The organism is Massilia sp. MS-15 (assembly GCF_020176695.1).
Classification (GTDB): Bacteria; Pseudomonadota; Gammaproteobacteria; order Burkholderiales; family Burkholderiaceae_D; genus Telluria; species Telluria hydrophila.
In genome coordinates, this window is record NZ_JAIWIA010000061.1 from 18,470 (window position 1) to 31,860 (window position 13,391).

Consider the following 13,391-nt stretch of genomic DNA (forward strand, 5'->3'; position numbering starts at 1 on the left):
CTAGCGCCGTCCACCGAAGCGGCGCGCCAGCGGCAGCACGGCGCCGACAACCAGCCCGATCATGACGTAGCGGACCACGGCCTGCCCGGTCTCGCCAAGCGGATAGCCGATGCTGCCCAGGCCGCGCACGATCGCCCCGGCGAGGACCCCACCGATAAAGGCGAACAGCGCGACCAGCAGCACCAGCTTGAGGAACTGGCGCACACCCCCCTTGTTCGTCTCCTTGCTCATGCTGTCCTCTTCAGGCGTTCTGTTTTTCGTCGCGCAGCTCGCGCCGCAGGATCTTGCCGACGTTGGTCTTCGGCAGCGTCTCGCGGAACTCCACGTACTTCGGCCGCTTGTAGCCCGTGAACTGTTCCTTGCAGTAGGCGACCACGTCCTCGCTGGTGAGGGCAGCGTCCTTCTTCACGATGTAGAGCTTGACCGCCTCGCCCGAATTCTTGTCCGGCACGCCCACGCAGGCCACTTCCAGCACGCCCGGCATCGCCGCCACCACGCCTTCGATCTCGTTCGGGTAGACGTTGAAGCCCGAGACCAGGATCATGTCCTTCTTGCGGTCGACGATGCGGGTGTAGCCTTGCTCGTCCATGATGCCGACATCGCCGGTCTTGAAGAACCCGTCCGGCGTCATGACCTTGGCCGTCTCGTCGTCGCGCTGCCAGTAGCCGGCCATCACCTGCGGGCCGCGCACGGCGATCTCGCCGGCGGTACCGAACGGGACTTCCTGGCCGGCTTCGTCCAGGATGCGGATCTCGGTCGAGGGCAGCGGCAGGCCGATGGTGCCGGTAAACTCGGTAATGTCGCAGCGGTTGGCGGTGACCACCGGCGACGTCTCGGACAGGCCGTAGCCTTCGACGATCGGGGTGCCGGTGATGGCCAGCCACTTGTCGGCCACCGCCTTCTGCACCGCCATGCCGCCGCCCGGGCACAGCATCAGGCCCGAGAAGTCGAGCCGGGCGAAGTCGGGATTGTTCACCAGGCCGTTGTACAGGGTATTCACGGCCGGGAACACGTTGATGCGGTAGTCCTTCAGCTCCTTCACGAAGCCCGCGATGTCGCGCGGGTTCGGGATCAGGAGATTCATGCCGCCCACGCGCAGGCCGAGCAGCGCGCACACGGTCAGCGCATAGATGTGGTACAGGGGCAGCGCGCACACGAACTGGGGCTGCTCACCGGCCGGCATCCTGCGCAGCGTCGGGCCGAACCAGGCTTCGTTCTGCAGCACGTTGGCGATCACATGCCGGTGCAGCAGCACCGCCCCCTTCGACACGCCGGTGGTCCCGCCGGTGTACTGCAGGAAGGCGATGTCGTCGTGGCCGATGGCGACCGGCTTCAGCGTGGCGCCCGCGGCGTCCGACAGCATGCGCTTGAAGCCGACCGATCCCGGCAGCGACCAGGCCGGCACCATCTTCTTGACCTTGCGTACCACCAGGTTGACCAGCATGCCCTTCACGCCGCCCAGCAGGTCGCCCATGCTGGCCACCACCACGTGCTTGACCTGGGTGTGCTGCACGACCTGCTCCAGCGTGTGCGCGAAGTTCTCCAGCACCACGATCGCTTCGGCGCCCGAGTCGACCAGCTGGTGCTGCAGTTCGCGCGGCGTGTACAGCGGGTTGACGTTGACAATCACGTAGCCGGCGCGCAGCACGGCGGCCATGGTTACCGGATACTGCAGCACGTTGGGCAGCATGATGGCCACGCGCGCGCCGGGTTTGAGTCCCTTGGCCTGGAGCCAGGCGGCCATCCGGCTTGACAGGCGGTCCAGTTCGGCGAAAGTCAGGGTCTTGCCCATGCATGCGTAGGCCTTGCGGTCGGCATGCTTGCGGAATGCCTCCTCCAGCAGGTGCGTCAGGGAGCGGTACTGGGTCGGATCGATTTCCGTAGCGACGCCTTCCTCATACGACTTGAGCCAAAACTTGTCCATCCGTGCCTCACCTTCCGTGTTCTCTTGCTGTGTCCATAAAAAACGCGAAGCCGCCCGGGACGCGGGCGGCTTCGACGGGCCGGCAACCGTGCCAGCCATCATGCTGCCATCAGGTGGTGGTTTCCGCCTGCTTCTCGTCCCGCAATGCGCGCCGCAGGATCTTGCCCACATTGGTCTTCGGCAGCTCGTCGCGGAACTCGATGTACTTCGGTTTCTTGTAGCCGGTGAACTGCTGCTTGCAGTAGTCCATCAGCTGCTCGGCCGTGAGGTTCGGGTCCTTGCGCACCACGAACACCTTCACCGCTTCGCCGGAATGCTCGTCCGGCACGCCGATCACGGCGCATTCCAGCACGCCCGGGTGGCCGGCGATCACGCCTTCCAGCTCGTTCGGGTAAACGTTGAAGCCCGAGACCAGGATCATGTCCTTCTTGCGGTCGACGATCTTCACGTAGCCGTTCTCGTCCATGATGCCGACGTCGCCCGACTTGAAGAAGCCGTCCGGCGTCATGACCTTGGCCGTTTCGTCCGGGCGGTTCCAGTAGCCGGCCATCACCTGCGGGCCGCGGATCGCGATCTCGCCGATCTGGCCGATGCCCATCGGCTTGCCTTCGTCGTCCAGGATCGCGATGTCGGTGGACGGGATCGGCAGGCCGATGGTGCCGGTGAATTCCTTCACGTCGGCGCGGTTGCAGGTGGCCACCGGCGCGGTCTCCGACAGGCCGTAGCCTTCGATGATCGCGGTGCCCGTGACCTGCTTCCACTTGTCGTTGACGGCCTTCTGCACCGCCATGCCGCCGCCGTTCGAGACCTTCAGGCCGGAGAAATCGACGGTGCCGATGTCCGGGTGGTTGACCAGGGCGTTGTACAGCGTGTTCACCGCCGGCAGCATGTTGATCTTGTACTTGCGCAGCTCCTTGATGAAGCCCGGGATGTCGCGCGGGTTCACGATCAGGATGTTCAGCGCGCCGGTACGCATACCCCACATGGCGCAGGCCGTCAGCGCGAAGATGTGGTACAGCGGCAGCGCGCACACGATCACGGTCTGTTCGCTGGACTGCCCCATCGCCGGTTTCGACCATTCCTCGGTCTGCAGCACGTTGGCGATCACGTTGCGATGCGTCAGGGTCGCGCCCTTCGACACCCCGGTGGTGCCGCCGGTGTACTGCAGGAAGGCGACATCCGACGACGCCGGCTCGACCCGGCTGAACGGCATCTTCGCGCCCTGCGCCAGGGCGTCCTTGAAGCGCACCATGTTCGGCAGCGAGTATTCCGGCACCATCTTCTTGACGCTGCGTACCACGAAATTGACCAGCATGCCCTTGGCGCCACCCAGCATCTCGCCCATGCTTGCCACCACCACGTGCTTGAGCGGGGTCTTGCCCATCACCTGCTGCACCGTGTGCGCGAAGTTCTCGAGCACGATGATCGCCTCGCTGCCCGAGTCCTTGATCTGGTGCTCGAGCTCGCGTGGCGTGTACAGCGGATTGACGTTGACCACCGTGTAGCCGGCGCGCAGCACGGCTGCGATCGCGATCGGGTACTGCAGCACGTTCGGCATCATGATCGCCACGCGCGCGCCGCGCGCCATGCCACGGCTCTGCAGCCAGCCGGCCAGCTTCTTCGAGTAGGCATCCAGCTCGCCGTAGGTCAGGAACTTGTCCATGCAAACGTAGGCGTTGCGGCTGGCATACTTGCTGAAGGATTCCTCCAGCAGGTGCACCAGTGACGCGTACTGGTCCGGGTTGATCTCGGTTGGTACGTTCGGGGGGTACGACTTCAGCCAGATTTTGTCCATCGGATGCCCTTTTTGTCTCGAATGTTATCGTTGTGGGGGCGCGCGTAGCTTGCGCCTTTGCTATCGCCTTTTGTGATGCTATCGGGCAGCGGCAATGCGCGCAAGTTCTTTTAAGTCGATTGGAACGTGTCCTCTATCCGGGCTTATTTCCCCAAATCGGCGATGTCTCCCATGGTGCGCTGCACCACCAGCGGCGCGTTCGGCGCCGGCGCCGCCAGCCTGGTCAATACACGGTGGCGGTCGGCCTTGGCCAGACTGGCCAGCTGGTTCACGGCCTTGTAGAAGGCGGGCCAGCTGCGCTCCTTGCGCAGCAGGGCGCGGAAAGCCGGCACGAAGTCGTTGTAGGTGGCGATCGAGGCCAGGTGGGCGTTCGACAAGGGTTCGGCAAAGAAGCGGTCGTAACCGGCATACCCGCCCCAGTTCGCCTTGAGCACCTGGTAATCGTCCTTCAGCGCGATGAACAGGCGTGCCTTGGTCGCGCGCTTGTCCTCGCGGCTGGCGTCGCCGGCATAGAGTTTCTCCAGCTCGCCGCGGTAGCGTACCAGCAGCGCCATGAAATCCTTCTTGCGCGCCGTGTAGCGTTCAAAGGCCTCGACCATGGCCGGGTTGCCGAAGCGCTCCAGCCAGCCCTCGACGCCGGCCTGCTCCACCGCGGTGGCGAAGGATTCGTTGAACTTCGAATCGCCCGGCGCGTACACGACCTGGTGCGCCAGTTCGTGGAAGATCAGGCGCGCCAGCTCGGCATCCGGATAGTGGATGAAGGTCGAGATCAAGGGATCGCTGAACCAGCCCAGGGTCGAATAGGCGCTGACGCCGCCGACTTCCACGTCATGGCCCTGGGCGCGCAGCTCGCGCGCATAGGCCTGGGCCTGGTCCTTGCTGTAGTAGCCGCGGTAGTTCACGCAGCCGGCTACCGGGAAGCACCACTGCATGGGTTTCAGCGACAGCTCGGGCGTGGCCACCACGTTCCACAGCACGTAGGGGCGCTTCAGGTTGGTGAAATTGGTATAGCTGCCATTGTCGGGCAGCTTCAGCTCCTGGATCGCGTAGCGGCGGATCTGGCGCGCCGCCTCCAGGCGGTGGCGCAGGGTCGGTTTCGTCGCGGGATCGGCCAGCCAGTCATCGATCGGACGGGAATCCGTCAGCAGTTCGAGCTGGCCCTGGGCGGCCTGGCCATAGTAGGAAAGGGATGAGCAGCTTGACAACATCAGGGCCGCGGCGGCGGCGGCCACGATGTGGCGTAGGGACATGGACCGCAGGGTCCGGGACAGTCTAGTGGTGGAGTTCATCTCGCATCGGCGGTGCGGCCTGTTCGACCTGCACCAGGGTGTCGTAGAAAGTGGGCGCCCGGCCCATGTCGGTCAAGCGCTGGCTGGTCACTTCGTTCGCGTTCTTGCCGTCGCTGGCGAGTTTCTTCCACCAGATCGACAAGCCCACCACCAGCCCTTCGCGCGCCTTGTCGGTGACGCGTGCACGGGCGACGAACGAGCCGCGGTCGTTGAAGATACGCGCCATGTCGCCGTGCCGGATGCCGCGGCGGGCGGCATCGTTCGGGTGCATGTCGAGGTGCGGCTCGCCCTCTGTTGCGCGCAAGCTTTGTACGTTGACAAAGGTTGAGTTGAGGAAGTTCCTCGCCGGAGGAGAAATCATCGCCAGCGGATATTTCCTGGCCAGCTCGGGATTGGAAGCGGCCGATTCATAAGGAGGAATATAGGCGGGCACCGGATCCAGTCCGTCGCGCGCCATGCTGCTCGAATAGAATTCGCACTTGCCGGACGGGGTCGGGAAGCCCCCTTCGGCGAACGGCGCCTCCGGCATCTTCAGTTTCTGCCAGCCCTGCTTCTTCAGCGACTCCCAGTCGAAGTGCACCGCGCGCTCGTGGCGCCGATCAAAAGCCTGGGCGGCCAGTTCATCGTCGGTCTCCCTGAAACAGGGATCGTCGAAACCCATGCGCGCGGCCAGCAGGCGGAAGACTTCGGTATTCGGCTTGGCTTCGCCCACCGGCGCGATTGCCGCATTGTTGGCCATCATGTACAGGTGGCCGTAGGCCAGGTGCGCATCGACATGCTCGAGCTGGGTGGTGGCCGGCAGCAGGATGTCGGCATAGTCGGCGCTGTCGGTCTGGAAGTGTTCCAGCACCACGGTGAACAGGTCTTCGCGTTCGAAGCCCTGCTGTACTTTGGCCGAATCCGGGGCGATCGCCAGCGGGTTGGCGTTGTACACGATCACGGCTTCGATCTTCGGGCCGAAGTCCGGCGACGACTCCCTGAGCAGGTCGTCGCCGATGGTGGTCATGTTGATGGTGCGCACATTGCGCCCACCCAGCAGGTCCGGTCGCTGCAGGGCCGTCCGGTTGGCCGGGAAGGAGCCGGAAGTGGACAGCTGCACGCCGCCCGCCTTGTGGCGCCAGGCCCCGACCAGGGCCGGCAGGCAGGCGATGTTGCGTACCGCCATGCCGCCGCCGCGCACGCGCTGCAGGCCGTAGTTCATGCGGATCGCCGCGCCCTCGCCGCGCCTTGCCGTCTGGCCGTAGAGGCGCGCCAGCGCCACCACTTCGTCCGCCGTGATGCCGCAGGTCGCGGCGGTGCGCTCGGGCGTCCATTCCAGGGCGCGCTCCCGCAGCTCCCCGTAGCCCAGCGTGTACCTGGACACGTAGTCGTGGTCGACCAGGTCTTCCTGGATCAGCACGTGCATCAGGCCCAGCGCCAGGGCGGCGTCGGTGCCGGGCAGCAGGGCGATGTGCTGGTGGCACTTTTCGGCCGTCAGCGAGCGGTAGGGATCGATCGCGACCAGCGTCGCGCCGCGCCGCTTGGCTTCCTGCACGCGCATCCACAGGTGCAGGTTGGATGCGATCGGATTGCCGCCCCAGATCAGGATCAGCTTCGCATCCTGGAAGTGTTCGATGTCGGTGCCGATCGCGCCGCCGACCGTGTACCGGTAGCCGGTGGCGCCGGCGGTGGCGCAGATGGTGCGGTCCAGCAGCGAAGCACCCAGCTTGTTGAAGAAGCGCAGGGACATCGAATCGCCCTGCACCAGGCCCATCGTCCCGGCATAGCTGTAGGGCAGGATCGCCTGCGGATCGCGCGCGGCGATGCCGCCCAGGCGCGTGGCGATCTCGTCGATCGCTTCGCTCCAGCTGATGCGTTCGAACTTCCCTTCTCCCTTGCGGCCGATGCGGCGCATCGGGTACAGCACCCGGTCCGGGTGGTAGGTACGCTCGACATAGCGCGAGACCTTGGTGCACAGCACGCCGGCGGTGGTCGGATGCTCCGGATCGCCTTTCACTTCCGTGGCCACGCCATCGTCGACGGTGACGAGGATGGCGCAGGTATCGGGGCAATCGTGGGGGCAGGCGGCGCGGACTTGTGTGACTGGCATGGGCGGAAAAAAAGGGGAAAATACTTCGTCAAACCAATACTTTATCCGATTCCGCCGCCCTTCGCGCCCCCTCTTTCATCGACTGTTTAAGGCAGGCTACAATGATTCAAAGCCTGCAATGCAAGCATGACAAAAAAGGGAGAGACAGATGAAACTCGTGGAACCGATCCTTTCGCATCAAGCGGAACTGCAAGCCATCCGGCGCGACCTGCATGCGCATCCGGAACTGTGCTACGAAGAGCAGCGCACCGCCGACGTGGTCGCGGCGCGCCTGACGGAATGGGGCATTCCGGTCGTGCGCGGACTGGGCGTGACCGGCGTGGTCGGCATTGTCAAGAACGGTGCTTCGCCGCGCGCGATCGGGCTGCGCGCCGACATGGACGCCTTGCCCATGCAAGAGATCAATGGCTTCGAGCATGCTTCGCGCCATCCGGGCAAGATGCACGCCTGCGGCCACGACGGCCATACGGCCATGCTGCTCGGCGCCGCCCGCCACCTGGCGCAGCACCGCAACTTCGACGGCACCGTCTACCTGATCTTCCAGCCCGCCGAGGAAGGCGGTGGCGGCGCACGGCGCATGATGGACGATGGCCTGTTCACCCAGTTCCCGATGGAGGCGGTGTACGGCATGCACAACTGGCCGGGCATCCCGGAAGGACATTTCGGCGTCGTGCCGGGGCCGATGATGGCTTCCAGTAACGAGTTTCGCGTAACGGTGCGCGGCAAGGGGGCGCACGCGGCCCAGCCGCACCGCGGCATCGACCCGGTGATGGTGGCGGTACAGATCGCGCAGGCCTGGCAGACCATCGTGTCACGCGAAACGAACCCGCTCGAATCGGCGGTGCTGTCGATCACCCAGATCCACGCGGGCAGCGCCACCAACGTCATTCCGGACACGGCGGAACTGGTGGGCACCGTGCGCACTTTCTCGACGACCGTGCTGGACCTGATCCAGCGCCGCATGGAAGAAATCGCCACGGGCGTGGCGGCGGCGTTTCACGCCTCGGTGGACTTCGGCTTCAAGCGCAACTACCCGCCGCTGGTCAACCATCCGGAGCAGACCGCGTTCGCCATCGAGGCGATGCGGGCCGTGGCCGGGGCCGAGCGGGTGGATGCGAACGTGGAGCCGACCATGGGGGCGGAAGATTTCGCCTTCATGCTGCAGGAGAAGCCGGGCTGCTATGTCTTCATCGGCAATGGCGATGGGGCGCACCGCAGTGGCGGACACGGGCTCGGGCCATGCCAGCTGCACAACACGAGCTATGACTTCAACGACAAGCTGCTGCCGATCGGGGCGAGTTACTGGGTACGGCTGGTGGAGATGCGCCTGCCGATGTCGTGACCTTGTAGCGTGGACGGGTGTTCGGCGGCTGGCTGAACGCGTGGGCAAGGAACTTGCCCACCCTACGGGAGCTGGTCTGTCATTTCTCCGAGGCGGATGCCCGGATTCATCCATTCCAGTGCCAGCAGCGCGGCGGCATGATCCGCCGTTGGCACCGCATCCGCGATCGTTTCGTACTGCCGCGTCACCAGTTCCGTTACCGGCAAATGCAGGCCCGCGCCGGCGGCGGCCGCCAGCACGTTGCGCAGGTCCTTGAGCTGGGTCTTGACCTGGCCGCCCGGCACGAAATTGCGCTCCAGCATGCGCTGCCCATGCACGTCCAGGATCCGGCTGCCGGCAAAGCCGCCGCGGATCGCTTCGCGCACGGCCGCCGGGTCGGCGCCGGCGGCCTGGGCCAGCAGCAGGGCTTCCGCTACCACGTTCAGGGTGGCGCCGACGATCAGCTGGTTGCACAGCTTGGCCACCTGGCCGCTGCCCACGGGGCCGACACGCTGCGGCCGGCCCAGCGCCTGCAAGATGTTGACCACCTGGTCAAAATCCTCGGGCGCGGCGCCCGCCATGATGGCCAGGGTACCGGCCTCGGCCCCGCCGACACCGCCCGATACCGGCGCATCGATGAAGCGGCAGCCGCCCTCCGCCAGCAGCGCCTGGAAAGCCAGCGCCTCGTCCTGGCGCGTCGAGCTCATGTCGATCCAGAGCGTACCCGGCGTCAGCGCTGGCAGTGCGGCGCGCATCACCTCTCCTACCGCGGGTCCCGCTTCGAGCATGGAGAGAACGCACTGCGCGCCCTGCACGGCCTGGGCCAGGTCCGCCACCGGCTGCACTCCGCTGGCGCGCAGCGCCTCCGCCTTGGCGGGGTTGCGGTTCCAGGCGCGCAGGCCGAAGCCGGCCTGCGCCAGGCGCGTGGCCATTGGCCTTCCCATCAGGCCGATGCCGAGGAAGGCCAGCGTGCGCATCAGAACAGGCCGAGGAACTTCTTGACGGTGTTCTTGCGGCCCGGGACGACCAGGTCGGTCACCCCCTTGGCGTTGAAGCCGTCGAGCAGGGCCGGGAAGCCCTTGCGCTTGACCAGGGCCAGCTCGGCTTCGTAGAGCGGCACCACGCAATGGAAATAAATGTCTTTGCCTTCCTGTTCGAGGGCGGCGAAGGCTTCCGGCGCCGATGCCGGTGGCAGCAGGATGGCGCCGGTGAAGCCGACGCCCTGCGCATACGGCTTGGCCGGATGGCCATTCGGTAGCGTGTGGCCAAGGCCGAGCCAGGTCGCATGCTGGTGCGGGTAATGGGCCAGGTGGCGCAACAGGGCCACAGGCCAGAACCAGCGCTCGTCGCGCACCGAAGCCTCGTCCAGTTTCCAGTCCGCGGGCAGTGCCATCATCAGTTCGGCGAACGGCGGTGCGCCTTCCGGCACGCGCATCGGACGGCTGCTCATGCCCGAGGTGACCAGCCGCATGAAGGGCGTGTGTGCATTGGCCGGGATCACATGGATATCGACCTGCACCGGATCCGCGACCGTGTCGTGGAACACGGTGTCGATCTGGCCGAGGTGGGCGGCAATGTGCTCGGCAACAGGATCATGCGGCAAGACGGTGGGGGCCACTTGCTGCTGGGTCGGGGCGGCAAGCGGGTACAAGGGGGTGCTGGTCGGTTCGGTCATGCGGATCGTGGAATAGGAAGTGCGCGCTGCGGGGCATCTATCATACCGTCGCGGCAGCGCAAGGTGGCGAACAACGCCCACGTGTACTCACTAGTACAATAACGCACCGCACAATATTTCGGTTTTGTTAAGAAAGAACAACATGTCCACTGTGAAAAACATTGTTGGCATTGCCACGATGCTTGCGACCGTTTTCTGCGCCCCGGCCGGCCACGCGCAGTCCCTTGGCGGCTGGGCTGATTCAGCGTCCTTCGAGTTTGGCACCAATCCCCAGCAGCGCATGCTGCGCGTCGCGGTCCAGAAGGACTGGGAGCGGCGCTGGTTCGCCGGCAATGGCCACCACCTGTCGGGCTACTGGGAAACCAACCTGGCCCTGTGGCGCCTGCGCGCCTACGAGAACGTCCCGGGCCGCCACAAGAACATTGCCGTGCTCGGATTTACGCCAGTGTTCCGCTACCAGAGCGACAGCAAGCTCGGCCTGTACGGCGAGATCGGCGTCGGCGTCAACCTCTTGTCCACCCTGTACAAGAACGAGGACAAGGTACTGTCCACCGCCTTCCAGTTCGGCGACCACATCGGCGTCGGCTACACCACCGCCAAGTGGGACTTCGGCCTGAAGTTCCAGCATTATTCGAACGCCAGCATCAAGAGTCCGAACGCGGGCGCCAACTGGATCGTGGCCAAGGCGGCCTACCGCTTCTGACCGCCTCGTGCCGGGCGTGGCACGGTGGCGATTTATGACACAATCGGACCAGGGCGGGTCGCCTGGCCTGCCGGTTTCATGAGGCACGATTGACCGATCCCAGCACCATCAAACGCTACCTGCCGTGGCTTGTCGCGACTGCCCTGTTCATGGAGCAGCTCGACGCCACCATCGTCAACACCGCCATTCCCAGTATCGCGGCCAGCCTGCAGGTCACGCCGCTGAGCCTGAAATCGGTGGTCACCAGCTACATCCTCGGCCTGGCGGTCGGCATCCCCCTCAGCGGCTGGATGGCGGACCGCTTCGGCACGCGGCGTGTCTTCTTCATCGCCATCACCGTCTTCACCATCGCCTCGGTGCTGTGCGGCCTGTCGCTGGATGCGCAGATGATGACCGCCGCGCGTTTGCTGCAGGGGCTGGGCGGCGCCATGATGATGCCGGTCGGCCGCCTGGCGATCGTGCGCACCTTTCCCAAGAACGAGCTGCTGGGAGCGATGAACTTCGTGATCATTCCTGCGCTCATCGGGCCGCTGCTGGGCCCGACGGTCGGCGGGCTGATCGTCCACTGGACATCCTGGCGCGTGATCTTCTTCGTCAACGTGCCAGTTGGCCTGGGCGCGCTCTACCTGGTCTGGAAGCACATGCCGGATTACCAGGGAGATGAAAAACGTCCGCTCGACGTGCTCGGCCTGCTCCTGTTCAGCAGCGGCACGGCCATCCTGTCCTGGCTGCTGGAAGTGTTCGGCGAGCATTCGCTTGACCTGCTGACGGCCGGGCTGCTGCTGGCGCTCTCGCTGGGCTTGCTGGGCGCGTATGCCTGGCATGCGTTGCGTACCCGCCATCCGCTGCTGCGCCTGACGCTGTTCAAGGTGCGCACCTTCCGCATTTCGGTGGCCGGCGGCTTCCTGACGCGCCTGGGCGTGGGCGGCCTGCCCTTCCTCCTGCCCCTGCTCTACCAGCTGGGCCTGGGCCTGCCGGCCTGGCAGTCGGGTCTCTTGATGATGCCCGCCGCGTTGGCCGCGATGGGCATGAAGATGTTCGCGCCGCGGCTGCTGGCCCGCTTCGGCTACCGCAACATCCTGACCGCGAACACGGTCTGCATCGGCCTGACGATCGCCATGTTCATGCTGGTCGGGCCAGGTACGCCCTTCTACGTGATCATTGCGATCAGCCTGGCGCAGGGCTTCTTCAATTCGCTGCAGTTCTCCAGCATGAACACCCTGGCCTATGCCGACATCGAGCCACGCGACTCGAGCATGGCCAGCACGATGTCGAGCTCCTTCCAGCAACTGTCGATGAGCTTCGGCCTGGCCGCCGGTTCGATCGTCACCGCCTGGTTCCTGGGACCAGTGGCGCAGGACAACCGGGAAGCGGTGGCACAAGCCCTGCACCATGGCTTCGCGACGCTGGCAGCGCTGACCCTGCTCTCCTCGGCGATCTTCTGGCGTCTGCGCAGCAATGACGGCGACAGCATCAGCCGCGGCCAGGTCAAGGCCAAGGAAGCAGAACCGGTCACCAGCGAAGGCGTGTGAAGCATCACGCTGCTAGGCAGGCCCCGCTCTTGCCCGCGTCCAGCGGAATCGGGATGCCCGGTTTCTCGACATGGTAATAGAGCGACACGATCTTCCAGCCTTCTTCGTCACGGTACAGCTGGATACTGTTCACGCCCGTGTAGTCGGCCTTTGCCGACTGCGGATCGCGGCGTGTTTCGACGACGCTGTACACGGTAGCGAAGCGGTCATATTGCCTGACCTCACGCACGACTTCGCATTCGTGGAAACCGTGTGGCCGCGGCTGGCGCTGGCCGGCGACGAAATCGGTGGCCTTCATGGCAGTGAATACCGGCTTGTCCTGGCGATAGACACCGCCGGCTACTACCGCGTCGGCGCGGAACAGGCGCTGCAGGCGGTCGGCATCCGCCGCCACACCTGGCGCGTGGCTGGATGCCCGCCATAGCTCGGCGACGGCTGCAGCAGGCGTGTCGGCAGCACAAGCGCATGGTGGAATGAGGGCGAAGACGACAGCGGCGAGGTAACGCATTGACGTGCCTGAAGTAGGAAACTGTGCAGTATAAAGAAAAAGCCCGCGGAGCGGGCTAGTGACAAGCTTAGGACGCTTCAATGTCGGCCGCGACCCCGGCCGTCACGCCAGTCACGGCGTGGATGGTATCCACGTCCGTCTCGCCAGCCATGGTCGCCCCGGTAATAGCGCGAACCGCTGTAGTAGCCCAAGCCAAGGTTGAGTTCGACCGGAGGGCCGATGTAGCTGGAGTAGCCGTTGCCTCCGTAGTAGGGATCATATCCGGCGTAAGGCGGACCATAGACGGCACAGCCGCCAAGTCCGACTGCCAGCAACAATACGGCGGCACACCGTTTCAACAATACTGCGTTCTGCGTAAGCATGATCAAGGCCCTTTGATGGGAAACTTCAATTCAGTCTAGACCCGTGCAGTGTCTTTTCAACCAAAGTTACGTTTGCTAACTTCCCTCCCCACGAACATGATTCGTCCGGCCGCAAAGCAAAAAACCCCGCAGAGATCACTCTGCGGGGTTTTTCATATAACTAGCCTGACGATAACCTACTTTCACACTGGTT

At 64.9% G+C, this 13,391-nt stretch carries 11 protein-coding genes; 3 read left to right on the forward strand and 8 right to left on the reverse strand.

The window, feature by feature from the left end; genetic code table 11:
- The 5 genes from LCI23_RS19190 to LCI23_RS19210 all read right to left on the reverse strand — a co-directional run bounded on the left by LCI23_RS19190 (position 1) and on the right by LCI23_RS19210 (position 7,097).
- Complete coding sequence (locus tag LCI23_RS19190) at positions 1-231, reverse strand: hypothetical protein (RefSeq protein WP_224948058.1); 231 nt, start codon at positions 229-231, stop codon at positions 1-3.
- A gap of 10 nt (positions 232-241) precedes the next feature.
- Positions 242-1,924: a long-chain-fatty-acid--CoA ligase gene (locus LCI23_RS19195; protein ID WP_224948059.1), complete on the reverse strand. Its 1,683-nt coding sequence runs from the start codon at positions 1,922-1,924 to the stop codon at positions 242-244.
- Between the two features lie 109 nt (positions 1,925-2,033).
- Positions 2,034-3,719, reverse strand: a complete 1,686-nt coding sequence (locus LCI23_RS19200) for a long-chain-fatty-acid--CoA ligase (protein WP_224948060.1) — start codon at positions 3,717-3,719, stop codon at positions 2,034-2,036.
- A 143-nt stretch (positions 3,720-3,862) separates the two neighbouring features.
- A complete protein-coding gene (locus LCI23_RS19205; protein ID WP_224948061.1) occupies positions 3,863-4,969 on the reverse strand; it encodes an aminopeptidase in 1,107 nt (368 codons plus the stop codon).
- 22 nt (positions 4,970-4,991) lie between these two features.
- A complete protein-coding gene (locus LCI23_RS19210; protein ID WP_224948062.1) occupies positions 4,992-7,097 on the reverse strand; it encodes a molybdopterin-dependent oxidoreductase in 2,106 nt (701 codons plus the stop codon).
- Between the two features lie 148 nt (positions 7,098-7,245).
- Between LCI23_RS19210 and LCI23_RS19215 the strand changes: the two genes are divergently transcribed.
- Entirely contained in the window at positions 7,246-8,439 is a 1,194-nt protein-coding gene (locus tag LCI23_RS19215; RefSeq protein WP_224948063.1) for a M20 aminoacylase family protein, read from the forward strand.
- A 62-nt stretch (positions 8,440-8,501) separates the two neighbouring features.
- On the opposite strand, the gene LCI23_RS19220 is transcribed toward LCI23_RS19215, so the two are convergent.
- Together LCI23_RS19220 and LCI23_RS19225 are read right to left on the reverse strand one after the other, a co-directional pair.
- On the reverse strand, positions 8,502-9,395 hold the full coding sequence (locus LCI23_RS19220; protein ID WP_224948064.1) for an NAD(P)-dependent oxidoreductase: 894 nt from the start codon (positions 9,393-9,395) through the stop codon (positions 8,502-8,504).
- Complete coding sequence (locus LCI23_RS19225; protein WP_224948065.1) at positions 9,395-10,093, reverse strand: suppressor of fused domain protein; 699 nt, start codon at positions 10,091-10,093, stop codon at positions 9,395-9,397. The genes LCI23_RS19220 and LCI23_RS19225 overlap by 1 nt, the downstream gene beginning before the upstream one ends.
- A gap of 178 nt (positions 10,094-10,271) precedes the next feature.
- Between LCI23_RS19225 and LCI23_RS19230 the strand changes: the two genes are divergently transcribed.
- Both LCI23_RS19230 and LCI23_RS19235 read left to right on the forward strand, forming a co-directional pair.
- Positions 10,272-10,796: an acyloxyacyl hydrolase gene (locus LCI23_RS19230; RefSeq protein WP_224948066.1), complete on the forward strand. Its 525-nt coding sequence runs from the start codon at positions 10,272-10,274 to the stop codon at positions 10,794-10,796.
- An 89-nt stretch (positions 10,797-10,885) separates the two neighbouring features.
- Complete coding sequence (locus tag LCI23_RS19235; protein WP_224948067.1) at positions 10,886-12,328, forward strand: DHA2 family efflux MFS transporter permease subunit; 1,443 nt, start codon at positions 10,886-10,888, stop codon at positions 12,326-12,328.
- Positions 12,329-12,332: 4 nt separating this feature from the next.
- On the opposite strand, the gene LCI23_RS19240 is transcribed toward LCI23_RS19235, so the two are convergent.
- The gene (locus tag LCI23_RS19240; RefSeq protein ID WP_224948068.1) at positions 12,333-12,836 is read right to left on the reverse strand and encodes a nuclear transport factor 2 family protein; all 504 of its coding nucleotides are present in this window, start codon (positions 12,834-12,836) and stop codon (positions 12,333-12,335) included.
- Between the last annotated feature and the right edge of the window lie 555 nt (positions 12,837-13,391).